Source organism: Novosphingobium sp. FW305-C-30-35 (genome assembly GCF_058783135.1).
This window is the reverse complement of record NZ_JBYSYJ010000005.1, coordinates 1-26372: the sequence shown is the minus strand read 5'-3', so window position 1 is coordinate 26372 and position 26372 is coordinate 1. Positions and strand designations below refer to the sequence as shown.

General features: G+C 62.9%; 41 protein-coding genes and 1 pseudogene. 28 read left to right on the top strand and 14 right to left on the bottom strand.

The window, feature by feature from the left end; translation table 11 throughout:
• The 4 genes from AC3WLM_RS21965 (at position 1) to AC3WLM_RS21950 (ending at position 1641) form a co-directional block, all read left to right on the top strand.
• Entirely contained in the window at positions 1-384 is a 384-nt protein-coding gene (locus tag AC3WLM_RS21965; protein ID WP_492476170.1) for a hypothetical protein, read from the top strand.
• A gap of 120 nt (positions 385-504) precedes the next feature.
• On the top strand, positions 505-1005 hold the full coding sequence (locus AC3WLM_RS21960; protein WP_492476169.1) for a phage tail protein: 501 nt from the start codon (positions 505-507) through the stop codon (positions 1003-1005).
• Between the two features lie 3 nt (positions 1006-1008).
• Positions 1009-1482, top strand: a complete 474-nt coding sequence (locus tag AC3WLM_RS21955) for a phage virion morphogenesis protein (RefSeq protein WP_492476168.1) — start codon at positions 1009-1011, stop codon at positions 1480-1482.
• A 24-nt stretch (positions 1483-1506) separates the two neighbouring features.
• A complete protein-coding gene (locus tag AC3WLM_RS21950; protein ID WP_492476167.1) occupies positions 1507-1641 on the top strand; it encodes a hypothetical protein in 135 nt (44 codons plus the stop codon).
• 6 nt (positions 1642-1647) lie between these two features.
• On the opposite strand, the gene AC3WLM_RS21945 is transcribed toward AC3WLM_RS21950, so the two are convergent.
• The 9 genes from AC3WLM_RS21945 to AC3WLM_RS21905 form a co-directional block, all read right to left on the bottom strand.
• The gene (locus tag AC3WLM_RS21945; protein WP_492476166.1) at positions 1648-1887 is read right to left on the bottom strand and encodes a hypothetical protein; all 240 of its coding nucleotides are present in this window, start codon (positions 1885-1887) and stop codon (positions 1648-1650) included.
• Positions 1888-1964: 77 nt separating this feature from the next.
• Entirely contained in the window at positions 1965-2486 is a 522-nt protein-coding gene (locus AC3WLM_RS21940) for a hypothetical protein (protein WP_492476165.1), read from the bottom strand.
• Between the two features lie 90 nt (positions 2487-2576).
• Positions 2577-3122: a TIGR02594 family protein gene (locus AC3WLM_RS21935; protein ID WP_492476164.1), complete on the bottom strand. Its 546-nt coding sequence runs from the start codon at positions 3120-3122 to the stop codon at positions 2577-2579.
• A gap of 337 nt (positions 3123-3459) precedes the next feature.
• Positions 3460-4155: an alpha/beta family hydrolase gene (locus AC3WLM_RS21930; protein WP_492478767.1), complete on the bottom strand. Its 696-nt coding sequence runs from the start codon at positions 4153-4155 to the stop codon at positions 3460-3462.
• 140 nt (positions 4156-4295) lie between these two features.
• The gene (locus AC3WLM_RS21925) at positions 4296-6908 is read right to left on the bottom strand and encodes an SGNH/GDSL hydrolase family protein (protein ID WP_492478766.1); all 2613 of its coding nucleotides are present in this window, start codon (positions 6906-6908) and stop codon (positions 4296-4298) included.
• A 3-nt stretch (positions 6909-6911) separates the two neighbouring features.
• Positions 6912-7142, bottom strand: a complete 231-nt coding sequence (locus tag AC3WLM_RS21920; protein WP_492478765.1) for a hypothetical protein — start codon at positions 7140-7142, stop codon at positions 6912-6914.
• Positions 7143-7144: 2 nt separating this feature from the next.
• Positions 7145-8194: a gp53-like domain-containing protein gene (locus tag AC3WLM_RS21915; RefSeq protein WP_492478764.1), complete on the bottom strand. Its 1050-nt coding sequence runs from the start codon at positions 8192-8194 to the stop codon at positions 7145-7147.
• Positions 8194-8832, bottom strand: a complete 639-nt coding sequence (locus AC3WLM_RS21910; protein ID WP_492478763.1) for a phage tail protein I — start codon at positions 8830-8832, stop codon at positions 8194-8196. The genes AC3WLM_RS21915 and AC3WLM_RS21910 overlap by 1 nt, the downstream gene beginning before the upstream one ends.
• Positions 8832-9692, bottom strand: a complete 861-nt coding sequence (locus AC3WLM_RS21905; RefSeq protein WP_492478762.1) for a baseplate assembly protein — start codon at positions 9690-9692, stop codon at positions 8832-8834. The genes AC3WLM_RS21910 and AC3WLM_RS21905 overlap by 1 nt, the downstream gene beginning before the upstream one ends.
• A 112-nt stretch (positions 9693-9804) precedes the next feature.
• Here AC3WLM_RS21905 and AC3WLM_RS21900 point away from each other — a divergent pair, with 112 nt between their 5' ends.
• The 10 genes from AC3WLM_RS21900 (at position 9805) to AC3WLM_RS21855 (ending at position 17078) form a co-directional block, all read left to right on the top strand.
• A complete protein-coding gene (locus tag AC3WLM_RS21900; protein WP_492478761.1) occupies positions 9805-10362 on the top strand; it encodes a phage baseplate assembly protein V in 558 nt (185 codons plus the stop codon).
• Positions 10359-10721 (top strand): GPW/gp25 family protein, encoded by a 363-nt coding sequence (locus AC3WLM_RS21895; protein ID WP_492478760.1) that lies wholly within the window; start codon positions 10359-10361, stop codon positions 10719-10721. The genes AC3WLM_RS21900 and AC3WLM_RS21895 overlap by 4 nt, the downstream gene beginning before the upstream one ends.
• 4 nt (positions 10722-10725) lie before the next feature.
• Entirely contained in the window at positions 10726-11871 is a 1146-nt protein-coding gene (locus AC3WLM_RS21890; RefSeq protein ID WP_492478759.1) for a phage tail sheath subtilisin-like domain-containing protein, read from the top strand.
• Between the two features lie 100 nt (positions 11872-11971).
• A complete protein-coding gene (locus AC3WLM_RS21885; protein WP_492478060.1) occupies positions 11972-12481 on the top strand; it encodes a phage major tail tube protein in 510 nt (169 codons plus the stop codon).
• Between the two features lie 78 nt (positions 12482-12559).
• Entirely contained in the window at positions 12560-12898 is a 339-nt protein-coding gene (locus tag AC3WLM_RS21880) for a phage tail assembly protein (protein ID WP_492478059.1), read from the top strand.
• An 8-nt stretch (positions 12899-12906) separates the two neighbouring features.
• Entirely contained in the window at positions 12907-13047 is a 141-nt protein-coding gene (locus AC3WLM_RS21875) for a GpE family phage tail protein (RefSeq protein WP_492478058.1), read from the top strand.
• Between the two features lie 13 nt (positions 13048-13060).
• A complete protein-coding gene (locus tag AC3WLM_RS21870; RefSeq protein WP_492478057.1) occupies positions 13061-14824 on the top strand; it encodes a hypothetical protein in 1764 nt (587 codons plus the stop codon).
• Positions 14824-15207 (top strand): phage tail protein, encoded by a 384-nt coding sequence (locus tag AC3WLM_RS21865; RefSeq protein WP_492478056.1) that lies wholly within the window; start codon positions 14824-14826, stop codon positions 15205-15207. The genes AC3WLM_RS21870 and AC3WLM_RS21865 overlap by 1 nt, the downstream gene beginning before the upstream one ends.
• Positions 15207-16253 (top strand): contractile injection system protein, VgrG/Pvc8 family, encoded by a 1047-nt coding sequence (locus AC3WLM_RS21860; RefSeq protein ID WP_492478055.1) that lies wholly within the window; start codon positions 15207-15209, stop codon positions 16251-16253. Before AC3WLM_RS21865 ends, AC3WLM_RS21860 begins: the two co-directional genes overlap by 1 nt.
• A gap of 102 nt (positions 16254-16355) precedes the next feature.
• Positions 16356-17078: a hypothetical protein gene (locus AC3WLM_RS21855; protein WP_492478054.1), complete on the top strand. Its 723-nt coding sequence runs from the start codon at positions 16356-16358 to the stop codon at positions 17076-17078.
• 147 nt (positions 17079-17225) lie between these two features.
• Here the strand turns inward: AC3WLM_RS21855 and AC3WLM_RS21850 are convergent, their stop codons facing one another.
• The 5 genes from AC3WLM_RS21850 to AC3WLM_RS21830 all read right to left on the bottom strand — a co-directional run bounded on the left by AC3WLM_RS21850 (position 17226) and on the right by AC3WLM_RS21830 (position 20236).
• Positions 17226-17504, bottom strand: coding sequence for a hypothetical protein (locus tag AC3WLM_RS21850; RefSeq protein WP_492478053.1), 279 nt, complete (start codon positions 17502-17504; stop codon positions 17226-17228).
• Between the two features lie 60 nt (positions 17505-17564).
• Entirely contained in the window at positions 17565-17972 is a 408-nt protein-coding gene (locus AC3WLM_RS21845) for a hypothetical protein (protein ID WP_492478052.1), read from the bottom strand.
• On the bottom strand, positions 17969-19030 hold the full coding sequence (locus tag AC3WLM_RS21840; RefSeq protein ID WP_492478051.1) for a type I restriction endonuclease: 1062 nt from the start codon (positions 19028-19030) through the stop codon (positions 17969-17971). Before AC3WLM_RS21840 ends, AC3WLM_RS21845 begins: the two co-directional genes overlap by 4 nt.
• A 74-nt stretch (positions 19031-19104) precedes the next feature.
• Positions 19105-19521, bottom strand: coding sequence for an HIRAN domain-containing protein (locus AC3WLM_RS21835; RefSeq protein ID WP_492478050.1), 417 nt, complete (start codon positions 19519-19521; stop codon positions 19105-19107).
• Positions 19522-19540: 19 nt separating this feature from the next.
• Positions 19541-20236 (bottom strand): XRE family transcriptional regulator, encoded by a 696-nt coding sequence (locus tag AC3WLM_RS21830; protein WP_492478049.1) that lies wholly within the window; start codon positions 20234-20236, stop codon positions 19541-19543.
• A gap of 83 nt (positions 20237-20319) precedes the next feature.
• Between AC3WLM_RS21830 and AC3WLM_RS21825 the strand changes: the two genes are divergently transcribed.
• The 14 genes and pseudogenes from AC3WLM_RS21825 to AC3WLM_RS21760 all read left to right on the top strand — a co-directional run bounded on the left by AC3WLM_RS21825 (position 20320) and on the right by AC3WLM_RS21760 (position 26286).
• Positions 20320-20646 (top strand): YdaS family helix-turn-helix protein, encoded by a 327-nt coding sequence (locus tag AC3WLM_RS21825; RefSeq protein WP_492478048.1) that lies wholly within the window; start codon positions 20320-20322, stop codon positions 20644-20646.
• Positions 20643-21116 carry a hypothetical protein gene (locus tag AC3WLM_RS21820; RefSeq protein WP_492478047.1) on the top strand — a complete coding sequence of 158 codons (474 nt, stop codon included), beginning with the start codon at positions 20643-20645 and terminating at the stop codon, positions 21114-21116. Before AC3WLM_RS21825 ends, AC3WLM_RS21820 begins: the two co-directional genes overlap by 4 nt.
• 5 nt (positions 21117-21121) lie before the next feature.
• The gene (locus AC3WLM_RS21815; RefSeq protein ID WP_492478046.1) at positions 21122-21505 is read left to right on the top strand and encodes an Ogr/Delta-like zinc finger protein; all 384 of its coding nucleotides are present in this window, start codon (positions 21122-21124) and stop codon (positions 21503-21505) included.
• A 108-nt stretch (positions 21506-21613) separates the two neighbouring features.
• Entirely contained in the window at positions 21614-21994 is a 381-nt protein-coding gene (locus AC3WLM_RS21810; protein ID WP_492478045.1) for a hypothetical protein, read from the top strand.
• Positions 21994-22212 (top strand): hypothetical protein, encoded by a 219-nt coding sequence (locus tag AC3WLM_RS21805; protein WP_492478044.1) that lies wholly within the window; start codon positions 21994-21996, stop codon positions 22210-22212. Before AC3WLM_RS21810 ends, AC3WLM_RS21805 begins: the two co-directional genes overlap by 1 nt.
• Positions 22209-22388 carry a hypothetical protein gene (locus AC3WLM_RS21800; RefSeq protein WP_492478043.1) on the top strand — a complete coding sequence of 60 codons (180 nt, stop codon included), beginning with the start codon at positions 22209-22211 and terminating at the stop codon, positions 22386-22388. The genes AC3WLM_RS21805 and AC3WLM_RS21800 overlap by 4 nt, the downstream gene beginning before the upstream one ends.
• The gene (locus AC3WLM_RS21795) at positions 22388-23431 is read left to right on the top strand and encodes a phage Gp37/Gp68 family protein (protein ID WP_492478042.1); all 1044 of its coding nucleotides are present in this window, start codon (positions 22388-22390) and stop codon (positions 23429-23431) included. Before AC3WLM_RS21800 ends, AC3WLM_RS21795 begins: the two co-directional genes overlap by 1 nt.
• On the top strand, positions 23428-24156 hold the full coding sequence (locus AC3WLM_RS21790) for a hypothetical protein (RefSeq protein WP_492478041.1): 729 nt from the start codon (positions 23428-23430) through the stop codon (positions 24154-24156). Before AC3WLM_RS21795 ends, AC3WLM_RS21790 begins: the two co-directional genes overlap by 4 nt.
• Positions 24156-24845 carry a hypothetical protein gene (locus AC3WLM_RS21785; RefSeq protein ID WP_492478040.1) on the top strand — a complete coding sequence of 230 codons (690 nt, stop codon included), beginning with the start codon at positions 24156-24158 and terminating at the stop codon, positions 24843-24845. The genes AC3WLM_RS21790 and AC3WLM_RS21785 overlap by 1 nt, the downstream gene beginning before the upstream one ends.
• The gene (locus AC3WLM_RS21780) at positions 24835-25104 is read left to right on the top strand and encodes a hypothetical protein (protein ID WP_492478039.1); all 270 of its coding nucleotides are present in this window, start codon (positions 24835-24837) and stop codon (positions 25102-25104) included. Before AC3WLM_RS21785 ends, AC3WLM_RS21780 begins: the two co-directional genes overlap by 11 nt.
• A 39-nt stretch (positions 25105-25143) precedes the next feature.
• Positions 25144-25359: pseudogene (locus tag AC3WLM_RS21775) on the top strand (DNA translocase FtsK); the annotation flags it as partial.
• Positions 25360-25476: 117 nt separating this feature from the next.
• Positions 25477-25722, top strand: coding sequence for a DUF2312 domain-containing protein (locus tag AC3WLM_RS21770; RefSeq protein ID WP_492478147.1), 246 nt, complete (start codon positions 25477-25479; stop codon positions 25720-25722).
• The gene (locus AC3WLM_RS21765; protein WP_492478038.1) at positions 25722-25922 is read left to right on the top strand and encodes a hypothetical protein; all 201 of its coding nucleotides are present in this window, start codon (positions 25722-25724) and stop codon (positions 25920-25922) included. Before AC3WLM_RS21770 ends, AC3WLM_RS21765 begins: the two co-directional genes overlap by 1 nt.
• 142 nt (positions 25923-26064) lie before the next feature.
• On the top strand, positions 26065-26286 hold the full coding sequence (locus AC3WLM_RS21760; RefSeq protein ID WP_492478037.1) for a helix-turn-helix transcriptional regulator: 222 nt from the start codon (positions 26065-26067) through the stop codon (positions 26284-26286).
• Positions 26287-26372 lie beyond the last annotated feature (86 nt).

Here is a 26372-nt window from a genome sequence, read left to right as displayed (position 1 = left end):
ATGGGCAGCAACCTCGAAGACTGGCGCGAATTCCTGTTCTGGTGGGCAGCCTCGCTGTTCGCCGCCACCACCGTCGTCGTCGCGCGCCTTGGCATCAAGCTCTATGGCGCATCGCCCGATCTGCCCGATGATCCGGTGCTGGCACTGCACTGGCGTCGACGCCGGCAATACATCGCCCTGGCCGAGCTTTCCGCCCTGCCCGCCTTTGCAACCATCTCGGTCGTGCTGGTCAGCTATCAGCAGTTGAGCCCGGTCGCCGCCGTGCTGCTCTCGATCGCGCAGGGCTTCGTCGGCTTTCCCCTGCTGCTCGATGGCGCGGCCTTCCTGTTCCGGCGCAGAATCGGCCTGCAACAGCCGCCTGCAGGTCCAAACGGAGAAGCGTGATGGCCTGCCTGCTCACTGTCTCGGCCTTGTTCGCCCTGCTGGCCCTTGCTCTGCTGGCCAAGGCGGTGCGGCACACCTGGCACATCGAAGTGCTACGCCACGAACGCAAGGATTGATGCCGTGAAGAAGCCCGACTTGCTCCGCGCCGCCATCACCGCGATGTATCCCGAATTGGTCCGTAATCCGGATAAGCTGGCGATGTGGATCGAACAGGGCACCACGCGCGCCAGCAAGAACGGCCAGCGCGGCTTCGCCTGGGAATACCAGCTCAACGTGGTGTACGAGGATTTCACCGGCGAGCCGGAGGGCCTGTTCTTCGTCGTGGTGGATTGGTTGCGCGATCAGCAGCCTGACATCACCCAGCCAAACGCGCCGGGCTTCCCCTTCGAAGTCGACATCATGGGCGACAAGACTTTCGACGTGAAGATGACCTTGCCCTTGCGCGAGATCATCGTCGCCTATGCGGTCGAAGGTGGCTGGCAGCTGCAGGTCGTGCCCGAACAGGTGCCGCTGTTCCCCGATGCCGAGCCGCTGCGCGATGCCTCCGGCCCGATCACCTCGATCTGGACGCGCGCGAACGATGGCGAACCGGTGAAAGTCGCGCCGATAGAGGCCGACTGATCAATGGCGGAAGACCTCGCCGAGCTCGAACCCTTCCTCGCGGCCTATCTCAACCGCCTCGCCCCCGGCCAGCGCCGCCGCGTGATGCGCAAGGCCATGGAGGCTCTTCGCCGCGAGAACGCCAAACGCATCGCCGCCAACATCCAGCCCGATGGCAGCGCCATGGAACCGCGCAAGCCGAGGAAGCGCCTCACCTCGGGCAAGGGCCGCGTGCGCCGCGCGAAAAAGATGTTCCCCAAGATCAAGCTCGCCCGCTCGATGAAGCTGCGCGTCACACCCGATGAAGGCTCCATCGGGTTCGAGGGCATGGTCGGCCACACCGCCGCCGCGCACCACTATGGCAAGGAAGACTTCGTCGGCCGCGCCCCCAACGGCAAGAGCGTCCGCACCAGGTACCCCCGCCGCCGCCTGCTCGGCTTCGGCCCAGAGGACATCGAGCTGATCAACGATGGGGCGCTGGCGCTGCTCGAAAAGTGATGCCCCTCTGATGAGCATGGCCGGATGATAATGTTCGCCGTCATTCTTGGCTTCCCGTCGGTTCCGCTGGTGATCCTGGGCGCGCTCTGGGCACGCCGCGAGTATCTTGCCGTCCGCGGTACCATCGATTTCATCCGGGGCACTCGTCGGCCGGATTGAGAACCCTTAGACGATTGGGTCAGGATCCCGCGATGTCGGCTGCAACGCCGCATTGCGCGCCCCGCAATTCCGGCATTTGAGCTGTTGTTCGATCACGTCAAGCCTGTCGCTCTTGTTCGGGCGGCTCATCACCATCAGCGTGCGCGAGCACAGCACCGCGACATGACCGCACCCAAGGCACGTCACCCGCAGGTTATACTCCTCGCGGACGTAATCGGTGATCTTGTCGAGTTTGCGCCGCCCCATCCGGCTTTGAGAACGAAAAAGGAACGATTCGGCAATAGCGCGAATCGTTCCTCTGCGGATCCCGGCGATGGGCGGGGTCAGTTGGCCGGTTCGGTCTCCGGCGGATCAATCGTTGCGGCCCAGTTGTGCGCCGCCACGGCATAAGTCACGGCGGCGGTGCAGGCCTGCAGATCACGACTTGAGACAGCCACGAGGGGATCGGCGGGCACTTCTGCAGGAACCCCGGCACTTCCACCTTCGGCGGTGGCAGGGGCTTTGCGGCCCGCACTTCCATCGGCTTGGTCGCGCACCCCGCCAGCGGCGATGCGATGGGCAGCAAGATAGCTGCGAGCAGCAGCAGCCGCGCGTTCCAGATCCTGATCATGGGAAACCTCGCTCCTTTGCGCATTCGCGGCATGGCGCCGCTCTTCGTCTTCGCGCGCGGCCTCGGCCAGCGCGTCGGCTTCCTTCACCGCCGCCACGATCAGCACCTTGCCCTGCTGACACTGGGCAAGCTGCCCGGTGAGGCGATGGTTGTCGAACTTGAGGGCAGCGCCCCATCCCGCGATGAAGATCAGGGCGAGCAGAGTCCCGCGCGCCTTCAGAAAATTGATGATCACCAGAACGCCTCCATCAGTTGGTCGATCAGGGCGAAAATGGCCCCGCCTGCCAGCGTGCGACGGCCAGCGCGCAGTAGAAGCGCTCGCCGGTCATGCCTCGTTGCCCGAAAGCGCGCCTGCTGCTGCCAGCTCGAACCGGCGCACGCTGGCAGGCGGTGCGGTGTATTCCGGGCGGCGCACGGCGATGCAGCGCTCCTTGCGGATCCGCGTGATCGTCACGGCGTTGCCCTGATTGCCACCCAGGACGTGGAAAGCGGTCCTGTCCTCGCCCACGTAAAAGCCGACATGTCCGCCGCCACCAGGCCGCTCGAACACGAGCACGTCACCCAGCGCGGCCTTCACCACCGGAGAGCCGAACTTCGTCCAGTTGCGCGCCCAAAGGGGATTTTCCGGCACCCGCTTGCCCGCGCGATGCGCCACGATCGCGGCGAACAGGCCGCACCAGGGAATGTCGTCATCGGAATAGCCCTGGATCTTAACGCCCGCTGCTTTGAGCTCGTCGCGCCAGCCAAGGATGGTCGCGTTCGATCCTTTGCCCACCACCTCGGCAACGTCGAGCAGCTTGAGGCTTTCTATGATTGTTCGGGGGAGCTGGCCTTGCAGACCCAGCCACTCGTAACCTGATGGATATGACATCGTGCGGGGCTCCAGTTCGACCGATGCCGAAAGGTGCCCCGCGCGCGCGCGGAAATCAGTGGGGGAGCGTTGTCAGAGCCTTGCTGACAACGAAGGCGGTGCAACGGTGCTTGCGATCAACTCTGTCTGGTCATCTTCGCGCGCGAGTAGAGCCGGGGTTTACTGGAATGCCTTGAACCATCTGTGCGAATGCTGCATCAGGTCCGCCTGCCTGGGTGAGTAAATGGGCGGACAATGGTGTGACCACACCGACCTGGAACCCTGCCGCGTCGCACAACTGGCAGGGTTTCTTTTTGCCTACAGTTCGAGTTTCGCGCTGAGCACGGCGGCAGGTCTGCTAAATTCCTGCCATAGCCCTCAAGCTGGCAAGGACCTTGTCCAAGTCCGCTTCTGATAAATCATTGTAATCGTGGCCGGAGGGAACGATCAGCACTTTGCAATCCTTAGGCAGGAACTGCCCGAATGAGGCGGGGTCCGACCCGTATTCGTCCCGGCTCCCTTGCACGATGAGCATGGGCTTGGAGACTCTGGACAAGACCTTCGTTCTGTAGGGCTCGGGTGGACGATCGGGATGACGAAAGGGGTATCCCATACAAACGATGCCTTTTACTTTCGAATGGTCAGATGCCTTCGCTGCAGCAATTCCACCCGCAGAGTGGCCGATCAGAACAACATGCTCAGCAACGGAATCGAGATACCGCTCCAGCTCCAAAGCCAACCTGAAGGCGTCCTTTGACAGAACACCTCGAAAGAGCAGTATCCGTTCCGGACTCAGCAACATCAGTAGGGATTTCACGCATAACCTGATTATGCGGAGATGAGCCGGATGTCCCGAACCGATCTTGTTGGACAAACCTGGCCAAAAGAGGTCCAGCTGCCTGTTGAGATCGATGTTAGCCTGCGCACGAACGGACTCGAAAAATTCGACAAGGTAGCCTTCAGCAGACAAGCGCCGCGCCATCTCATGAAATGCAGAAAAGCGCTTTTTGGGATTGTCCCTTCCCAAAAAAATGAATCGAACTGCGCGCGCCATTTGCTGCGACAATTGCCACAACCTTCATTCGACATCCATCTCGAACGGAACCAATGCCGATCGATGAGCGTCACCGAGGACCTTATCGGCACCGGAACAAGCGGAGGCATAATGTCACATCTGCATAATCTCTTGCCAGTTCATACGGTCACCAGTCCACCGACGGCATACCCCGCCGCTGGCATGACAACGCGCGCAGCACTTCGGCCAATGTCATGCAGCACATCATGCCCAGCAGCATTCGGGTGGATGCCATCATCCTCCAAGGCATCGTTGAACAGCGCCTGCCCATCTGCATCGAAACCAAGGGCCATGGCGGCGTCGTAGTCAGCGATGACCGCTCCGGTCTGCAGTGCAGCCAATGCCCTGTCGGCATCGTTGTAATTCCGCCGGAACTTGTCGCCATCATTCGGGTCTGCGCTGGGATCGAGATCCTTTGTGGTCGGATCAACCGGCAGGCAAAGCCACTTTACCACCTGCGATCCTGCCGCCAGTGCACGGTTCACGATGTCATCCGATAGCGCGCGCTGGGCCGTCATCTGGCTTTCCAGCAGCGGAGTGCCCATCGAGTTCGGCGAAGCGTTGGGTGTGAAAAGGATGTTTGGCACCGGCAAGCCGCGCGCCGCGCAGAAATCGTATAGGTCGAGCGCATTGGCGCGGATGTTCGCCATGCTGGTGCCAGACCACCCGAGCAGCGTAGGAAGCACTCCGCGATGCTTTGAATTCAGGCCATAGGCCAGCTTTTCTGCCCACCCTTGGCCATAGCGCACTCCATTGGCTCCGGTGATGCCCGCGCCATTGGTGATGCTGTCGCCGACAAAGCCGATGCTCATCAGTTCGCCGTCGTCGCATTCCACCACAAGTCCAGCGATGCAGGTGCCGTTAACGCGGTTCTCTGTGCTCGTGAAGTTTGCGGGATTGGTTACGCAATCGCCAGTGTTCCAACGCATGACCGATGGGAAGTCCGCTCGCGCTTCCCAGTCCGTTCGGTAATCGTCAGTTCCTGCCTGGCCGAGCAGAACTGGCGACCCGCCACCACCAAGGAACGCCGAAACAATCACGATTTTACCAGCGCCCACTACATCTGTGCGATCGAGCAAAGCAAAGTTGGCGGAATCAGAGGCAAGCATGGCGTAGCGATTGGCGCCAGCACGCGGCGGCATGTTGCCGGTGGGCGCGCCACCGTTGAACGTCAACGGCTGCCACGCCGCCCCTGCCGCGGCGAAGTTCCCAACCGAAGTAACAGATGTGATCGCAGCCAGAGTGACAGGCACCTGAAAAGCCGAGGAATGGCTGAAAATCACCTCACGGATGCGCTTGGCATTGGCTGGCAGCGTAAACGCACGCCGATGGGTAGTCGGCGTGGTATTATCAAAGACGAGGTTTGTCCTGCCCAGCATCAGGAGCAAGCCGCGTCGCTTGCTCGGGCCTGAAGATGTGGTTGTAGTGGGCGTCGTTGCTGGAAGGGCACTGGCCTTGATCTGGGCCTTGTCTGTCAAAACTTCGATCGCTGCTGCTGAGGCTGTGCCGACGGCACTCCATGCACCGTTGGGCATCCGGTAAAACCCGCGCTGCATTTGCGCAAGGCTGGTGCCATCACCGCCACGCGCATAGCCAAAGCTTACAACAGTCCCGCCATCATCAAGTCCTTCGACAATGGCGTAGTACGACCGTGTCTGGTCATTCAAGACATCGACGGGACTTTGCACAACAACATCACCGAAGGCATTTTCGGCGATCGATACTGCCGAGATACTAACGGCATCTGGCCAATCTGCCCGATCTGTTATGGCGGGGACGCCGGAGTTGGCGATTGGTCTGCTGAAAAGCTGCACCCTGAAAGAGACAACTCCTGCAGCACGATGGGGCCTGAGCTTCAAGGCGCGAATAGCGAGATCTGCCCCAAAACTGGTTCCCAAAAATCCGGGCGCCCATGCCGTTGCTGCCGGCGCCCCCGTTACCCAGCTGACATTGGCCGGATCCATCCGCGAAAGAGCAACAACTGGTACCGTCTCGATAACCTGTGAGACCGTTGCAGTCGTGAGCTCTACCGGCCCTTCGAGTGCCCCGATGCGAGGTTCAAGCTCTGACTTGAGATCATCATATGCCAGCGCATAGTCGCCTTCGATGCCGAACTGAAGCTGGATGTTCACCTGAGGATTGCTGCCTCCAGAAGGCATGAATGCCCCGACAGGCTCAGCAACGTTGTGGTACCAATAGCCGCCACTGTCGCCCGGAGTGCCAACTTCGTATGCAGGGCCATGGCCATTGGTGGGGACAGAAATCCCGGTAAACTCGCCAGGCCTTCTGATCGCCGAGACTGTGATCTGGCTCGTTTCATTCCCGGGAACATCGAAAGCTGTGAGCTCGGATCCGGGCACACGCTCGAACTGTCCATCTTCGAGAATTTGATAGCGCCCGATCTTGAGCGTTTTCGCACCAGCAGTGCCATTACGAATATGAATCCGGCGCCACGTGCCGGAATGCTTTACGGGTTCAACAAGAATAAACAGCCCGGCGTTCGAACCGTTGCCGGCAGTGCTGGTAATGACGGGGCGACCGAGACGTTCGACGCCCAGGGTGCCGCGCACGTTTTCAGCGTTGGCTTGCGCCTCATCGACAAATGGTTGTGCCAATACGTCGACAAGCTGCCCGATAGGCGATTTCCACATCGCACCATCCTGCACGATCGGGACAAGCTCGGTCCCATCGATTGGCGAAGGTGGCGGATCGAGTTCGGTGATCTTGGCCATCGATCAGGCCTCCCCTGCAGGATCGCCGAGCAGGCCAAGCGCGAACTTGTTAGCCACGCCTGCCGCAACCTCGTCGACGCGGGCCAGCGTGGCGGCGCGATCGTGCTTGCCGTCGTTTCCGATCACGGCATTGACGGCGCGCGAGTGGCTCTTGCCGTTCTGTTCGAAAGTGACCGGGACCGTGCCGGTTGCGGCATCGAAGCGGCCGACGGTGATCTTCATGGCTTCGCTCATGGTCAAACGCCCTTGGTCTGGATGAAGACACGCGCGGTGAAGTTTTCCGCGCTGTAGATCTCGATAGTGGTGGGAGGGCCGAGCGTGATCACGCCGAGGCCGGTGTTTTCCGAATTGTTGTCGTCACCCGGCTGCACCTCGATGCCCAGCGTCGGGATGATCCAGCTCGTGTGCGGAAGCGGCACATTGTACCAGGCCGAGGTGTTGGCCCCGCAATCGACCCAGCCCCATGTTTCCTTGAGGCCATCGGAATATTCGATGTACCCGCCGTTCGCGGTGATGTTTGAAGAGACAACGCGGCGAAAGGCAGCGGCATGGTGTCCATCGACCGTGTCGGCATCCACGCCCGAACCCGCACCATCGACCGTCAGCAGCTTGGCCAGAACATCGGCAGCGGTGTAGGCGGTGGCGTTGAGCGGCGTGTACCCGAGGCGCGCGGCGATATCGGCGTACCATGCACCGTGCTGCCCATCGAGCAGATCGGCATCGAGGCCACAGCCCGAACCGTCTTGCGTGAGTAGCCAGGCGAGAACGACAGCTTTGGCCCGAGCTGGTGTCAGGGCTTTGAGCTCATCAGTGCCTGCCAGGGCTTCAAGAGCACTCGCCAGCTGGATCAGGCCGCGCATCTTCTCGGTCGCCGGCGGATTTGTGAACACGGGATCGCCGAACGCAATAGACCCGGCGATATCAGCCGCAAAGGCGATGTCGAAGCTGATCAGGGCGAAGGCCATCGAAGCCTTGCTCTGGATCGGCTCTTCCGAGCTGTGCACCGCGAACAGCGTGCCGTCTTCAAGCCAGAGGCCGAGGCCGGTTGCCACCCAGACATCATCGCTGGTGTCGTAGGCGGTCATGTGGGTGACATTGTCTGCCGCCGCCACGCCCGAGACCGCGCCGATGCGCTTGAACTCGCCCGGCAGGGCGGTGAGCGTGGGCGCAACGTCAAAAGGCGTGTTGGTGAGGCCGACTTCGGCGATAACCACCGGGTCAGTGCCCGCTGCAGCCTGCACCGCAGCAAGCCCCGCGCTGGTCAGCGAGAGGAGAATGGCACTCATCAGGATGTCTCCAGAAGGTCCAGCCCATCGGGCGTGTAAATCGGCTCGCCATCCTCGGTCTGGAGCACGATCGTCCAATCGCGGCTTTCATCGAGGATGGCTTCGTAATCCCGGCGCGAGATCGTGCCCGCCATCACGCCGCCTGCCATGTAGAGCGAGGCCTGCGCCTCGAGCGCGAAGACGAAATCAAAGTGGGCGCGCAACGGCTTCGCTGCCGCCACGTCCCGGATAATGGCATTGGCAGTCTCGTCAGTGAGGAAGCTCGCATCGATCCCGCCCGGACCTGCCGGAGCGCGCACTTCGAACGTGTGGGGATTGCGGCGCGGGTTGGCTTCCCACCATTCGACGATCGAAAGCAGGGGGTGAAACCGAGCGAGGATCTGCTCGACAGCGGCGCGCGTGCCCTTGATCTGGTGAAACGGGATGGCCTGCGCGATCGCGGCGCGCTTCTCGGCCTCGGTCCACGCCGCGTCCCAGTGGCTGATCGCGAGGCCCCATGCGAGGAACGGCAGCACGTCTGCCGGGCAGGTTGCCGGGTTCCACAGCGTGCCGACTGCCGAAAGGTCGATCCCGGCGCGCATCGCCTGCTCAAGCGCACGCTCGGCGCTGGTCGCATTGGGAGGCAGGAGAGAGGTCATCAGATCACCGTCCCGGTGATGGTCACGTCGATATCGGTGACGGAGGCGATCTCGCTGGGGTCGATATCGAGATCTGCAACCGGCGAGAGCAGCTCGACCTTCTGGACGTTGGCGACGTGGAGCGCGGCGATCAGCGCCGAGCGGGTCACGTCGCGACCAAGCTTGCGCGCGGTGGCAAGGTTGGCGTCCAAGCTGGCGAGCGCGGTCTGCAGCAGCAGCGCCTGGTCAGGCCCGGCAAAGACGGTGAGCTGGGCTTCGATCGTTAATGGCACCAGCGTGGCAGGCTGCACGATCACTTCATCGGTCAGCGGGCGCACCGGCCCGGTGAGCAGCTCGGTCACGGCATCAAGCACGCCCGAACCCGGCACTCCATCGCCGCTGGCGGAAAGCACGGTCACCACCACTTGCCCGGGCGTCGGAGAAACGGCCGTAGCATCGGCAACGTCGGGATGGGCGGTGCGAGCCCAGTAGACGTAAGCCAGTTCCGGCCCTGCGACCGAGAAGCTGTGCGGCGCGAGTTGCACGCGCTGGCGCAGTGCGCTGTCGGTTTCACCCTCAAGCCGCTCCACGGCAAACAGCGCGGCAAGGTGATCAAGGCGCGGCCCGGTGGCATAGGCCAGCAGCAGCCCGCGCGCCGCATCGGCGAAGGCCTGCGCAAGGATCATCTCGTCGTAGCTGTCGGCCTGCAGCAGCTTCATCGCCGGGTCGCTTTCGACCAGCGCGGTGAATTCCGGGGCCTGCGCCACCAGCTGCGCCAGCTTGGCGGCAAGGCGGGCCTCGAACGTCGGTTGTGCGATCACCTCCGGCGCGGGCAGCGCGGAAAGATCGATGGATGGGCCGGAGGCGATGGAACTGACCATGCCGCTTGTGTTCGGCAAAGCACGGCAATCCCGCCACCCGCGCGCGTTGTGAGGTGGGAGCTTACAACGCAGCAGGGTGGCGCGGGGCGGCGCGGGCGGCATGTTTGCCGTCATGTCCAGAACGCCAGAAGACGCCCCGACCGATGTTGACGCCCTGATCCGCGTCGGCGTGGTCGCATCGGTCGATCTGCAAGGCGGAACCTGCACCATCCGGCTCGATGATCCGGAAAGCGGGGGCGACGATGCCGTCACCCCGCCGGTGCGCTGGCTGCATCCCCGCATGGGTGAAACCCGCGCCTGGCTTCCGCCTGCGGTGGGCGAACAGGGCCTGCTGTTCTGCCCCGGTGGCGAACTCGGTGCCGGGATCTTCGTCGGCGGGCTTCATTCCAGCGCTAATCCCCCGCCGATCGATGAACCGGTTGCGCTGGTGCGGTTCAAGGACGGCGCGGTATTTTCCTATGATCCCGACGCGCACGAGCTGCTGATGCAGCTGCCCTCGGGCGCGACCACCGTGCTCGTCAGTGATGGCGGCGTCGATATCCAGGGCGATGTGTCCGTCACCGGCATCCTCACCGCCAGCGAAGACGTGATCGGCGGCGGCAAGAGCCTGAAGAGCCATCGCCACAGCGGCGTCTCGGCAGGCGGAAGCCAGACCGGAACCCCAGTATGAGCAGCCTGACCGGCATGTCCCGCACCAGCGGCGTTGCGATCTCGGGTGATGAGCACCTCGCCCAGTCGATCGCCGACATCATCACCACGCCATTGGGCAGCCGCACCATGCGCCGCGATTACGGTTGCCTGCTGTTCGAACTGCTCGACCGTCCGCTCGGTCCTGCGACCATGCTGCTCTGCTCGATGGCCATCGCCATCGCGCTCGCGCGCTGGGAGCCGCGCATCGAGCTTAAGACGGTGCGCATCGAGGGCGAGTTCGCCAGCGGACAGGCCAGCGTCACGATCGAAGGCACCCGCACCGGCTCCACTGCCAACACCCTGACCCGCCTGTCCATCCCCATCGCCAGAAGGACTTAATCTCATGCACGGTATCAAGACCAACGTGCTCACCGAAGGCACCCGCACGATTGCTGCCGTGGCCAGCGGCGTTATCGGCCTTGTTTGCACTGCCACTGCCGCCGCCGGTGCCGCAACCGACGCGCTCAACGCTGCCTTCCCGCTCGATACGCCCGTCCTGGTAACCGACGTGCGCAAGGCGATCGGCCAGGCCGGCACCGGCGGCACGCTGCTGCCTTCGCTCGAGGCGATCTATGACCAGTGCAGCCCGATCGTGATCGTGGTGCGCGTGGCTGTGGACGAAGAGGACCAGGACACGGCGACGATCGGCAGCGCGGGTGACTACTCGGGTCTCTATGCCCTGCTCGCCGCCGAAAGCGTGACCGGGTTCCGCCCGCGCGTGATCGGCGCTCCGGGGCTCGATACGCAGGCCGTCACCACCGCCCTTGCCACCGTCGCGGGCAAGCTGCGCGCGATGGTCTATGCCGCTGCCGAGGGTGCTACCGTGGCTGAAGCGGTGACCTATCGCGAGAACTTCGCTGCGCGCGAGCTGATGTTGCTCTGGCCGAACTGGTCGAATGACTTCCCGGGCGATGCCGTGGCGCGTGCGCTTGGCCTGCGCGCGAAGATCGACGAGGAGACGGGCTGGCACAAGACGCTGTCCAACGTCGCGGTCGGCGGCGTCACGGGCGTGTCGCAGAGCCTGTTCTTCGACATCCAGGACCCGACCACCGATGTTGCGGCATTGAACGATGCGCAGATCACCACGCTGGTGCGCAGCCCCTCGGGCGGGTTCATCTACTGGGGCAACCGCACCTGTTCCGACGAGCCGCTGTTCGCGTTCGAATCTGCGGTGCGCACCTCGCAGATTCTGCAGGACGAGATCGCGGCGGGCCTGATCTGGGCGTCCGACAAACCGCTCACCGCCTTCCTGGTCAAGGACGTGCTCGAAACGATCAACGCGCGCATCCGCAGCCTGGTCGTCCAGCAGCGCCTCATCGGCGGGCGGGCATGGTTCGATCCGGCCCTCAATTCGCAGGCCAACCTCGCCGCAGGCAAGCTGGTGATCGACTACGAGTTCACTCCTGCCGCCCCGCTCGAAGGCCTCGAGCTCAACCAGCGCATCACCGACAAGTACTACGCGGACCTTTCCGCGCAGTTGGCGGCGTAACGCAACACCTCGTCGGAAACCGGCGGCGAAGTCCGCCCCGGAGACCGGCGGCATGACCGCAAAGCGGGCATTAGCCCGGTCGACCACAAGGAATCACACCATGGGTTTCCCTTCCAAGCTCAAGGATATGCAGTTTTTCGAGGATGCGGTCAGCTACAAGGGCCAGATCCCGGAAGTGACCCTGCCCAAGCTGACCATGAAGCTCGAGGACTATCGCGCTGGCGGCATGTTGGGCCCCGTGCCGATCGACTTCGGCATGGAAAAGATCGAGCTCGAGTTCAAGGCGGGCGGTCTGGTGCGTGGCCTTTTCAAGCAGTTCGGCGCGACATCGCTTTCCTCGAACCTGAACCGCTTCGCCGGGGCCTATCAGGACGACGACACCGGTGCGGTCCTTTCTTGCGAGATCGTCACGCGGGGCCGCACTGCCGAGATCGACATGGGCACGGCCAAGGTGGGTGACGATACCGAGCAGACCTTCAAGACAACCTGCAGCTACTACAAGCTGACCGTGGACGGTGAGGACTGGATCGAGATCGACTTTATCGCAGGCATTTTCATCGTTTTCGGTGTCGATCGACGCGCAGCAATCCGCGCCGCCATCGGCGGGTAAAGCACTTCCGGCCGGCGGTCAGCGGGGGCCGTCGGTCGGGAGATCAGGCAACCCCGCGCAATCTGAAGGACCCCGCACATGTCCGAAGCCGAAGCCAACCCACAGACCGTCAAGGTCCGCCTCTCCACCCCGATCAAGCGCAAGGGTGGAGACATCACCGAAGTCACACTGCGCAAGCCCAAGGCGGGCGCCTTGCGCGGCCTCAAGATCGAGGACCTATACTCGACTGACGTCAACTCGCTCCTCGTGCTGCTCCCTCGCATCACGGAACCGACGCTGATCGAGGCCGAGATACTGGATCTTGAAAGCGAAGACCTGATCGAACTGGCCGGTGCCGTGAAGGGTTTTTTTATGAGCGCCGAGATGAAGGCGGCGATCAGGGAGCACTTCGCGGGGACGCAACCTTCGGACAGCTAGGCGAAGTCATGGCCGACATCGCGGCGGTGTTCCACTGGCCCCTGTCAGAGCTGATGTCGATGGACGTCGACGAACTGATCTACTGGCAGGGTCTTGCCGTTGCCCGTATCGCCCCGCCGCAATGCGGACTGCTGCAGCGGTCTCGATAGCAGGAGTTTCCCGATGGCCGACAACAAGCTCAACCTGCTGGTCAAGTTCACCGGGATCGACAAGCTCTCGGGCGGGCTTCGCAACATCGTCGGCGCCAGCAAGGCCAGCACGCAATCGCTGCGCACCATGCGGGCCGAAGTGCGCGAGAACGAGAAGGAACTGAAGCGCGTCCGCGAGCTGCTCAAGGGCGGCTCGACCAGCATGGGCCTTGTCCTTGCCGAACAGTCGCTCTCGCGCGCGATTGCCGAGACCAACGGGAAGATCGACGCGCAGAAGACGAAGCTCGAACGCATCGCCGGTATCCAGAGCCGGTTTTCCGGCATCGCAGCGGCATCGGGCAAGGCGGGCGCAGCGGCATCGGTTGCGGTCACCGCGCCGCTCGTCGCCTTCGGGCGCAGTGCCTTCATCGCGGCGATGGATGCCGAAGAGCTGCGCAGCGCATTCAACGTCACCTTCGGCAAGAACGGGGCGATGATGGAAGCCTGGGCTGCAAAGACAGGCGCTGCCGTTGGCCGCACCAATGTCGAACTGATGCAGGCCGCAAACACCTTCGGGATCTTCTTCAACCAGGCTGACCCAGCAAAGTCGGCAGGCATGAGCCAGCAGTTCGCCATGCTCGCGCAGGACCTTTCGAGCTTCTACAACGTCGATCCCGGCACCGCGCTCGAGAAGCTGCGCTCGGGCCTCACGGGCGAGAGCGAGCCGCTGCGCGACTTCGGTGTGTTTATGACCGAAGCCGCGGTGAAGGCGCAGGCCCTAAAAATGGGGCTTAAGCCGGTAAACGGCGAGTTGACCGAGCAGCAGAAGATCATGGCCCGCGCGGGCCTGATCATGGCCCAGACAACGGCGGCGCAGGGCGACCTGGCGCGAACCTCGGGCAGCACCGCCAACCAGCTGCGCGCGTCCGAGGCGGCGTGGCAGAACATGTCGCTGATCGTCGGGCAGCAGCTCATTCCCGCGATCACGCCCTTGATCCAGACCTTCACCGGCATCATCCAGAAGTTCGCCACACTCTCGCCGGAAACCCGCAAGTGGATCGTTATCGTCGGCGGCATTGCAGCTGTGGTCGGCCCGATCCTGATCGGCGTAGCGAGCATTGCTGGGGCAATTGCCACGCTGGCACCGATACTCGCTGGCGCAGGCGCGGGCGTCGCGATGTTTGCCGGGGTATGGCTGCCTCTGGCTGCTGTGATTGGCTATGCTGCCTACCAGATCTATTCGAACTGGGACGGCATCTCCGGGTGGTTCTCTGCCAAGTGGCAGGCCATCTCCGGCGTATTCTCCGCGGGCGTGGCGGCGGTGAAGGGAATTTTCAGTAGTCTGCCTCCCGAGCTCACCAACATCGGCCGGATGATGATGGATGGCCTGCTGCTCGCGATCAATCCTTTGGCGCTGGGCGTGAAGCTGATCCAGATGGCAAAGAACGGCATCACCGCCTTCAAGACCTACCTCGGGATCAAGAGCCCCTCGCGCCTGATGATGGAAATGGGCGGGCACGTCGCCACCGGCCTTGGCATGGGCCTCGATCAGGCCAAGGGACAGCCCGTGCGCGCCATGGGGCGCATGGCAGGCGCGGTGGCAGGCGCTGGCGCCATGGCGCTGGCCCCCGCCCCTGGTGCCGCTCCCGCCGCCGCTGCAGCGCAGCCCCGCCCGGTCACCATCAACGTGTATCAGCAGCCCGGTGAGGATGCGCAGGCGTTGGCCGAACGCGTTGCCGAACTGGTGCGCCGGGCCGAGCGTAGTCAGCGCCTCCGCTCTCAGGAGGATGATTTCTGATGCAGATGCAGCTCGCCGCCTTGGGCATGTTCGCCTTCACAACCGACAGCACCCTGTTCGACAAGCTCACGCGCAGCCGCGAATGGCGGCACGAGCGCACCGAGCGGTTCGGCGCAATCGCCGCCAGCCAGTTCGTCGGCCCCGGCGCAGAGAAGATCACCCTCACCGGTCGGCTCGTGCCCGAGGTGTTGGGCCGCTACGGCGCGCTCGAAACGCTGGTGGACATGGCTGACACCGGCGATGCCTATACCCTCATGGACGGGCGCGGAAACGTGCTTGGCGATTTCACCATCGATCGCGTCGATGAAGGCCACGACAATTTCACCGAAAACGGCATGGCCCGGGTGAAGGACTTCACGATCGAACTGACCCGCGTAAAGTGATGGCCAGCGTCACGCCCACCTACGGATCGAACTACGTCCAGCCCAAGGCCCAATGGCGCGTTGTCGTCACCGGCACCACCGGGATCACTGAAGACCTGACGGCAAAGCTCGATCCGCTCCTGGTCTCGCTGCGCCTGTCGGAAAAGGACGGCGAGGAAGCCGACCAGCTCGAGATTGTGCTCGACGATTCAAAGGGCAACGTGCCTATCCCGCCCGAAGGCGCAACGCTGCAGGTGTGGCTGGGCTGGGAGCGCGGCACCGATGTGACGACAGGGTGGGTCTACAAGGGCAGCTTCAAGGTGGACGAAGCGGGATACAGCAGCCCGCCGGATCGCATCACCCTCACCGCGCGCAGCGCCGATCTGGCCGAGAGCTTCCGCACCCGCCGCAACCGCACCTGGAGCGATGGCACGCTGGGCGATATCGTCGGCGTGATCGCGCAGGAGCATGGCCTCGAACCCCGCTGCCACGAAAGCCTTGCCGCCCGCGCGATCAAGGTGGCCGAGCAGGCGAGTCGGAGCGACATGCAGTTCCTGCGCGATCTGGCGCGGCGGCACGATGCCAGCGCGGTGGTAAAGGCCGGATGCCTGATCTTCGCGCCCAAGGGCGCCAGCACCACCGCCACCGGCAATGCCATCCCGGAGGCAGTCCTGCTGAAAGAGCGCTGCAGTTCGATCGACTGGAAACGCGCCGCGCGCGAAAAGGCGCAGGACGGGGCCGAGGCCCAGTGGCACGATCCCGCCGATGCCAAGCGCAAAACGGTCAGCACAGGCGGTCAAAACCGCAAGCGCCTCAAGCGCACCTATGCCAGCGAGGACGATGCAAAGGCCGCTGCCGAGGCCGAAAGCAAACGCCTGAAACGCGCCGCCGCCACTCTCTCGGCGAGCCTCGCCTGGGGCAATCCCCTGCTCTCCCCCGGCATGAAGATCACCGCCATCGGCTTCAAATCCATGATCGACGCCACGCCCTGGCTGATCAGCAGCGCCGAACATGCAATGGACAGCAGCGGGTTGAAGACGCGGGTCGAGATGGAAGTGGCAGCCTGAAACGAAGAAGGCCCCGAGGCTGCAACCCCGAGGCCATGTCGTTTGGTGTTCTCACCTTATGAAATGTGAGGCAGATGTCAACTGCATGCAAAGGAACTAGCAATGGACGCTGATGTCATAAGCAAGTTGGCCAAGCTGCCGTGGGATTTCCAGACTGTGATTGGCAGCGGATACCTTGCCTATCTGCTTGCCTACGTAGGCATCCGGCATAACCACAAGCCGGTAGATGCCGTATTTCTTACGGTGGCCTTTGGCCTCGTTGCCATGATTTCCCTGTGGCTAACACCAATGTTGGTGTTTCCAGCGCGAGTGGCAAGTGCCCTTGCCGCAAGCCTCTTTGCTGGGGTGATTTGGCGAAAGCTGGGGCGGACCGCGCTGCGCGCGCTGCTGCGCACCACGCGATACTCGTGGGCCGATGAAACAATCAGCGCGATGGATCACCTGCAGGAGAATGACCGGCACCACCCCCGTCAGCTCTGCGTGGAGACCACCGATGGCTACACCTATTTCTGCTCCAACACCGCACCCGTTGGAGACTTGCCCTTCGGCCCCTACGTCCTTGGCAGCACCGGCGATGTGCTGATGTATGCTGATCAATCGCAGGCCCCGGGTGCCGAACCGGCTCCGGTGGAAGGCTTGATTGATCCGGAATGGGGTGCGAACATCACCTACATCCCATCAAATCAGGTGCGGCGTATCGCTATCCGCTTTGCGCCGTCTGCCCCCTATCGGGCTACTTCCTCTGCGGAGGCGGCGGGCTGGACGGCGCGGGCGCGGGGCGTGGTTGCACGGATGCTCCATCGTCTCGCGAGGGCGCTGGTGTAGGGCGACTAGACTTGTCGAGGCGGTCGTTCGACATCATCTTGTTGACTATCGGGCGATAGGAATCGAGTGCCATCTCATCTCGGTGGAGCGGTTTTCCGAGCGAACTTTCTTCTTGGTTCATAAGCTTGGTTCCTTCTGAAAAATCGGTCAGTCGCTCCGAGTGTTGGTCCCGGGCCCGCTGCCATATTGGATGCCCGTGACCGGCGTCTCATCCGAAAGAACGTACCGCGTCAGCATCACCTGCCTGTCCCCGGCGTCCACACATTCTGTCTTGACCACGGATACGGTCCACTCGCTCGAAGCCAGAAAGATCTTGTCTCCGATTTGAGGCTGGCACGGATGCCAAAGCGAAAGGGCAGTCATGTGACCATCGAGCTCGAAGGTCACGCGATGCATGGCAGCTTCAGCAGTATCTTCGGAGCCCATTTGTGCTGGTCCCATTCGCAATCAGCTCATTCAGTTGCCTGAGGCATGCGGATCAAAGACTCATCCAGCCTCCGCCACAAAATCCCGATCATTAGCCACCCGTCGCGTCTCGATCTCTGGCCCGTTGCCCTCTTCGCTGACCGTTACCATGCGCTCGCCCAGCTGGCCTGCGGCGGTGATGCAGCCAGCCACGTCGAAGACCTCGCTCTTCTCTGCGTCAGTCAGCTGGTCCCAAGCGGCACGAGCCACACCGGGACGCGCGCCGCCGTGCTTCCACACGCCGAGCTGCTGGTAATGCTCCATCCGTTTCATGCAGGCCTGGTATCGCGCCTGCTGCCAATCCACATCCAGCTCGCCCTGCAGGCGCGGCGCGGTAGCATTGGTCGCGCTAGGATCAGAAGTGCTGCCGCCGCACGAAGTGAGGGCAACTGCGGCGGCAGCGGCGAACAGGAAGGGGATCGTCTTCACTTGCTCGCCTCAAGCTCCTGGATGCGCGCAACGATGGCATCTGCGTGTTGGTAGATGTCGATCGGGCCGGTCACAGGCTTCTTCTCTTCATCCTTGCCAGAGAACACGCCCACATATCGCGCCTTCGCGCTGTTAAAGTGCATGCGCGCCACCGTCTTGCGGTTGTTGTCATCCAGAAGCACCGCGCAATAAGACTTGGCATCGCGCATCACGATGCGATCGGGCGAGACGAGCTTGGCGCAGATCGCCCTGATGATGTTGAAGCCATCGATCTCGACTTGCGTGGTTTCGATCTCGTCCGCCGCAGCGACAGGATCGGGCTCGGCGAGCGGTGCGGGTTCATCGTTCCGTGCCATGGCATTCTGCAGGCGCTCGTCGATGCGCTGGCGGATCATGGTCTCGATGCCGACGGATATTGCGGCCTGATATCTGTCCCGCACTGGCTTGGTCAGGATGCCATCGTGCAGGCGCGAGGCGATCACGCGCACGAACTCATCCGATGGGTTGTCGAACTCCTTCTTGAGTTCGATCATCACCTGCGACTGCAGCTTGAGCGTGCCGGCTTGGGCGACAATGCGCTCCACGTCGAACTCGCTCTTTTGGAAAGCTGAGAGGTTGCGCAGATCGGCCTTGCGGTAGTCGTCCAGATTGAACGTGAAGAACGGTGCCTCGTCCATCATGTTCGCTTTGTCGCTGTCCGTGAAGAACTTGTAGATCACCCCATTGGTGAGCAGCGAGAAGCGCGCATTGGTGGCCGCAAAGTACCGAAACAGCTGGCTGGCATGCTTGATCGACAGCTCGCTCGAAACCGGCTTGCATTCGACCAGGACCGTGACCTCACCATTGACGCAAAGGGCATAATCGACCTTTTCGCCCTTTTTGGTCCCCACATCGCAAGTGAACTCGGCCTTCACTTCGGCGGGATTGAAGACATCGAACCCTAGTGCGCGCAGGAAAGGAAGAACCAAAGTGGTCTTGGCCGATTCTTCCGTCTCCAATATCTCGCGATGCTGGCGCAGCCGCGACTGGAGTTCCGCGATGCTCGCTTCAAAATCCATCATCTACCCCCATGAAGAACTAACCGCGACTCGACGGACCTACCTTTTCTTTTATCTTACTTGCACTTGGAGCTTCAGTCTTCCCATTCCGGGTCCGGGTAAAAGTCAGGCTCAGGATCAATGCCATCAGCTCGAAGCGGTGCGCGTACAAATGCTGGCGGATCCAGATCGACGACTGGTTTCTCGCCGTCAAACGCAACGCGTATCCACGCGCCATGTTGCGCTTCTCTCTGGAAGACCGCTTCGACCTCCCGCCCCTGACGGATCAAAGCGCCAATACGCCCACAACGTTCTGCAGTGAGATAACCGATCTGCACCCCCCGCACGGAAAAGACCGCTACCGCGTTCTCGTCTGCGGGATTCTTGGGCTCCGGCCGAAGTTCAACGGGCTCACCCGGCTTGCAGATCGCGATCTCGAATTGTCGGTTGCTTTTGTCTCGGTTGGGATGCCGAACGCCCACCACGGCCAAAGACATTCCAGGCAAAGCCATCAAATATCCCCGCTCTGCCTCAAATCTTCCTCGCAACGCCAACGACACGCCCGACCAGGCTAAGCTCGCCGTCGTAAGCGGTATCTGCTGGCACGCTCGGGTTGTCGGACAGGATCTTCACGCCACCATCTGGCATCGGCCGCAGCCGTTTGATCATTCCGAGGCCCGCATAAGTGCATGCCCAGATCTGGTCAGCCATCGTGATCCGGTTGGCCGAAGTATCGATGATCACGACGTCGTTTGAGTGGATCGTCGGCATCATCGAATCGCCGGCGCCTTCTGCAAAGTAAATCATTGATGGCGGCGCTTTGGTAAATGCGCGGATGAATGCTTCGGGGAAGAAGCGCATTTCCTCCTCAACTGGATTGTCGAGGTAAGTCGCCCCCATACCGAACGCTAGATCGATGTGGCGGATGGGCAGGAGCCCCCGTTCGGCCGCCATTTCCTCGAAGTTCTGAACCGGGAAGGCGCCGAAGGAATCCCGCCGGTCATTGGCGCTCGCAACGTCTGGCTCGACCAGCTCACCGGTGAGATATTCCGGAGAAGTTCGAAGCGCTTGGGCCAATTCAACGATATGCCGCGTCTGCCGCGTTTCTCCCGCTATCAATCGACCGATAGACGGCTGCTTCACACCGACGGCGCGAGCAAGAGCGGACTGGGTTAGACCCAGTTCCTTCATGCGCTTAGCTACGCGCTCACCAACTACCTCAGCCATGCGGCATCATTATACGCGCCCGCATAATCGAGCATGCAACTTTTGCGTTGACCATTAATATGTCGTCGTATATTCAGCCATACATGAACAGATATTCGACCCGGTACGAAGCCCTGATGGCGGTCCGCGCATGCTTCAAGACGGAGCAGGAGATGGCAGACTTTTTCGAGGTTTCTCAGCCGACTGTTTGGCGTTGGCTTAACCAATCGAAACAGCTTCCACCCCAGCACGTACTTGCTGCGGAAGCTAAGTGCGGCGTGTCTCGCCATGTCCTGCGCCCTGATATCTACCCTGTGGAAGTGCCCCACGCACCGCCCGCATGGCATGGCGTAGACATCGGCGATGGCCGCGTCTCTTTCCAAAACGGTGGCATTTTGCATCGCAACAATGATCTGGGAGCCGCCGCATGACCAAGCGCCGCGAGCCCCTTACTTATGAGCGCACGTTGGCGACAGTTGCGGGCGTGATCGGGTGGGACAATTGCGCCGCGATTTGCGGCGTCGGCCGTCGGGCGATCAGCAACTGGTCCGAGCCCGACACCCAGGCAGCTATCCGCATGATCGACGCCGAGCGGCTTGACCGCGCCTTCATGGATGAAGGCGGTGATCATGCCCCGTTCCACCGTTTGTTCGCGCTGCGGCTCGAACTGGCCGAGCGGAACGTTCCACATGCAGACCTTATCAAGGTTGCTGCCGAAGCTGCCAAGGAAACCGGTGAGGCAGTATCGGCGATGATCGACGCGGCCACGTCCAAGGACCCGGAGATGCGCCGCCGCGCCCGGGAAGAGGGCGAGGAAGCCATCGCATCGTTGACCAAGGGCATTGCCGCGCTGGACGCGCAAGAGCGCGGCCCACATCACGGCAATGAGCGGGAGAGCTGATCGTCATGGGAGGGGCAGCAGCAGCAGTTTCCGGACAGCCCGCCGCAACGGCCGAGGCTCCGTTCTTCCACAAGGGCCGCGCCCGCGCGCGCTGCCCGCACTGCCAGAGCGCCGCGAACTGCCGCTCTAGCCGCGAGATCGCGATCACCAACCGCGAACTCTACTACGAGTGCACCAACCTGTTCTGCGGCCATGCCTGGAAGTCCAGCGAGATCTACGACCACGGCCTGCGCCCCAGCGCCATCCCCGACCCTCGCGTCGATCTCAAGATGCGCCAGCCCACCCGGGCCGAAGTCCTCGAACTGATGCGCGAGCGCGATCCGGCCCAGCCCGAGCTGTTTGACGTCACGACGCCAGATCTGATCGCACCCGATACCGGGTGCGGCTGACGCCATGACGCCGGGCTGATCGGCCCGGATCAATTCCCTGCTCCCCGCTGCGCTTTGCCGGACGCGATTCCGGATGCGCCATCACCTTGCCAGTTTCCGGAGCCCGCAATGCCCAAGACGCAATCCCGGCCTCGCTACAAGCCTTCCATCGCCAAGACCGCTTCCCCGCGCCCTGCACTCGCGGCCGTGCCATCGTTTCAGTGTGGTTGCGGCACGCTTCACCACGCCGCTGATGGCAAGCTTCCGGTCGGTTGGACGCAATCGGCCGGAGCCGTGTTTTGCCTCGATTGCACCCGCCTCGGCATCCCTGTGCGGGAAATAAAAACGCGCCGCCCCGATGCGCGATCGGACAAGGTCCGCCTGCGCGGCGAAGTCATGGACTTGCTGGTTGAAGGCGCCAACCTGATGCCGCCCGGCGCCGCGGTGCGAATCGACTGGGTGCAGCGGGTTAACGCCCTGCTGGCCGACGTTCGGCAGAGTGCCGCTTGATGCGCCGCGCGCCTAACAACCGCGCAGCGTGGAAGCCCGCCTCGCCCGCGTGGAAGCTCGACGCCGATAATCCGCACCTGGCGAACCGTGTTGAGCGGACGCGCCGCGCCGAGCTTGGCGAGGGTGCCGGAACCGTTGGCATCGCCGCTGCCATCGTCGGCCTGATCTGGATGCTCGGCAAATGTGGCCCAACCCTCCTGCCGGGAGTGTTCCAATGAGCGGCAATCCCTTCCGAGACTATTACCTCTCGATCGAGACCGAGCGCGACCCTGCCCGAAAGCAGTCGTCGCAATCGGAGATCGACGCGGCTGTCATGCTTGCCCGTGCCTGCATCTTTGTCGGCATCGCCCTCGCTGCCGTGCTCGGCGGCCTCGTCTACGCATGGGTGCGGTGATGGCTGACCACACCAAGATCGAATGGGCCGATGCTACGGTCAACGCCATCAACGGCTGCAGCGTCACCAGCCCCGGCTGCACGAACTGCTATGCCATGAAGCTGGCAGGCACGCGGATGAAGACGCACCCGACGCGGGCAGGCCTGACGATCGAAAGCAAGGCCGGTCCCATCTGGAACGGCGAAGTGCGCCTCAACGAAAAGGCGCTCTTGCAGCCGCTGTCCTGGTCAAAGCCGCGCCGCATCTTCTGGAACGCCCACGGCGATCCCTTTCACGATGCCGTGCCCGACGAGTGGATCGACCGCGTGTTCGCGAGCGCGGTAGCGACCCCACAGCACATCCACATGATCCTGACCAAGCGAAGCAAGCGCATGCGGGAATACATGTCTGCCCTTTCCGAAAGAGTTCATGCTCAGTACGGGGGCTGGGAGCGGTTTGGCGACTTCTGGCTTGACGGCATCCCTCACACCACTGCTGAGGCTTGGCCACTCCCCAACGTCTGGCTGGGCGTCAGCGTCGAGGACCAGACCCGCGCCGACGAGCGCATCCCCGATCTGCTCGCCACCCCCGCCGCCGTCCGCTTCCTCTCCTGCGAACCGCTGCTCGGGCCGGTTGAGTTTGATCCCTGCGATCTAGTCCGTCTCGACTGGGTAATTGCTGGCGGCGAAAGCGGGCCGAGTGCTCGCCCGATGCACCCCGACTGGGCACGCTCCCTCCGCGATCAATGCAGCATCGCCGCTGGCGTCCCGTTTCACTTCAAGCAGTGGGGCAACTGGGCACCCGTCTGTGAAATGCCCGAGGAACTGCTCGAGGACATTTATCACCCGGCCCCGAAGCACGATCCTGAAGCCTCGCGCCGATGCAAGGTTGACCAGTGCGTCCTGCACCGGGACGGCAAGCGGTTCGATGGCAGGGCCATGCATGAGCCCGGAGCCTTCTGGCAGGGCACCGGCGCAATGACGATGTTCGAGGTCGGCAAGAAGCGCGCCGGTCGCCTACTAGATGGCGTCGAACACAACGGCATGCCGGAACAACTGGCATGACCGGTCCCAACCGCTCCACCGCCGTCATGCAGCGGCGCATCGAGCCACATGACAGCCTTGAGTACTTCCCCACGCCGCCTTGGGCCACCCGCGCGGTGTGCGAGCTGCTGCAGGCCGAATATGGCGAGCCTCTCGAACTGCAGCGCGCGTGGGAGCCTTGCTGCGGTGAGCTGCACATGGCGCGCCCGATGCGCGAGTACTTCGCGCAGGTCCATGCCACCGACGTCCACCGTTACTCGCTTGAGCACGGCATCTTCGACTTCCTCGATCTCAGCGCTGCGCCCCCGGTGCTGGACGTTGACTGGATCTTCCTCAACCCGCCGTTCGTGCCTGCGCGACGCTTCATCGAGCGTGCCCGTCGCATCGCACGGCGCGGTGTGGCCGTGTTTGCCCGCTCCGCCTTTACCGAATCCGAGGACCGCTACGAGCCCTTGTTCTCGCCCGAACAGCGCCCCGCCTGCATCGCCACGTTTTGCGAACGGGTGGTGCTGCTCAAGGGCCGACTGATCGAGCGCAACAAGCCCGATCCTTTCAACCTGGATGAGAACGGCGAACCCAAGAAAGCCAGCTCGGCCACGGCCTACAGCTGGATCATCTGGCGCGGCCCGGACCACGACACGCGCCACCGCTGGATACCCCCCGGCACCAGCGCCCGCCTGACCCGCGAAGGCGACTATCCGGACTATTCCCGCCTCTTTCCCGAAGCGAAGGGGGCGCTGCTCTGATGCCAGCCTATCGCTCCCCTGACGAAGCCGAGATCCGCGAGGCTGTAGTCAAGCGCCTGCGCAACATGATGCCCGGTGCACGCATAATGCACGAGGTCAACGCGGCCAGCTTTGGCAATCGCATCGATGTACTGGCAGTGGACAAGGCCGAGATCGTCGCGGTCGAGATCAAGTCGAAGAAGGACAAGCTCGATCGGCTTCCGGCGCAGCTGACCGCAATGATGGGCGTTGCGCATCACGTGATCGTGGCTCTGCACGAGAAGTTCTTGGTCGAACAGCCGACCAACAAGTGGGCCGCGCACAGCGAGCGTGACGGGAAGTACTACCGTGCTGCATTGCCCGAGGTGATTGACCGCTGGGGCACCAACCCTCTACGCAACCGGGCGCTCTCGGCAGAGTGCTTTTCGCACACCGAGTACCTTTGGACCGCGCCTCGCCCCGTCTTTGCGGAGGCCCTGCCCTCTGCTGCGCTCGACATGCTGTGGCAGGCCGAGCTGGTCACCATGTGTGCCCGCTACCGCGTGCCCGCCAATCGCCGCGCCACGATGGATTTCATGCGCCGCGCCCTGCGCTGGCACCTGACCGGGGCTGAGCTGACGCGTGCGATTTGCGGCGCGCTGCGCGAGCGGGCCTGCATCGAAGGCGATCCCGCCATCCCCTTTGAACAGGAGCACCGCGATGCCGCGTAAAGCCGTCACTCTCGCCCAGCGCTTTCGCGCCGCGCGCGAGAGCTTCGACCTGGCAATGCAGATGGGCTGCCTGCCCGCCCAGGCGCGCGAGGCTCGCCGCCGCGAAGAAGCGGATCGCCAGTGGCAGGAATCAGGCGAACGCCTGCGCGCAGCGATGAACCGGCCCCTGCGGCGCCCCGCCGCCGAAACCGCCCCGGCTCCTGTTGTGGAACCGGCCCTCACAACACCAGAGGCCCCGCGCCGCTGGTGGCTCGACTAACCCGGTCCCTTGAGACCCCGCCTCACGGAAGGACTCACCATGTCTGTCCAGACTGCCGCTGCCCCACCTGCCACCGCACCCATTGATGCGATTGCGGATTATGATGCTGCCAAGGGCCTCGTGCTGCATCATCAGAAAGCCTCGATCAGCTGGCTTCAGCGCCAGATGGGCGTGGGATACAACGTGGCCGCGCGCCACGTCGAACTGATGGAAGCGGAAGGCTTGGTTTCCGCTCCTGATCACGTTGGGCGCCGCATGGTACTTCAGCAGGCCGATGGCAAGCTGCAGAAGCTTGCCGAGGATCTGTATCGCAAGGGTGCTCGCATCCAGACCAACTCCGACGGCGATGCGCAGATCACAATCCCAATCGACCTGCCGGAACAGCATCGCGCTCCCGATGATCGGTTGCGGCTGCTGATCGAACGGATCGAGCGCCTGGAAGAGGAAAAGAAGGGCATCGGGGACGACATCAAGGATGTCAATGCCGAGGCAAAGGCCACCGGCTACGACGCCAAGATCATGCGCCAGATCGTCCGGTTGCGCAAAATGCGGCCCGACGATCGCCGCGACATGGAAGCGGTCCTCGAAACCTACAAAACCGCACTGGGGATCGACTGATGCCCGGCGCCTTCATCTCACCGATCGCCCGCCCTTCCCTCCGGCTGAAGCTGGAAGTCACCCCTGCAGGCCAGCAATACCTCGCCAGCTTCGCCGCGCGCGAAGACGGCCCCAAGCCTAGCATCGACCCCTTCCCTTTTGGGTCCCACCGCACGCTTGCGGAAGTCGAGGCACAGAATGGAGTCGCGGCATGCTTCTGAGCTGGAAACCCGACCGCTGCGCCTGTGGGGCAAAGCATCCCGTCATTAGCCACTCCGGCTCGCATGGGCCGTGGATGTGCGGCGCCTGCGATCGGCGCATCAGAACCCAAGAGGACCAATCTGCAGCCCAAGGAGCCCTCCTATGAGCGCCACCCCAGAATTTAGATCGCCCGGTCGCCTGCTCAAGCTGAAAGACGTCCAGGCCGAAACCTCACTCGGCGTGAGCACGATCTACCGCCGCATGGAGCAGGGCACCTTCCCCAAGAACCGCGCCCTCGGCGGTGGCCGAGTCGCATGGGCTGAAGCTGACATCGAAGCCTGGAAACAACGCGCCCTCAACGGAGAGCTAGCCACGCCAAAATGATGGCACGACTGGTGTCATGATGCTCCCGCTAGAAAAATAAATCGCTATATTTACAGGACTTTAAGCCATGATGCGACCATCCTACT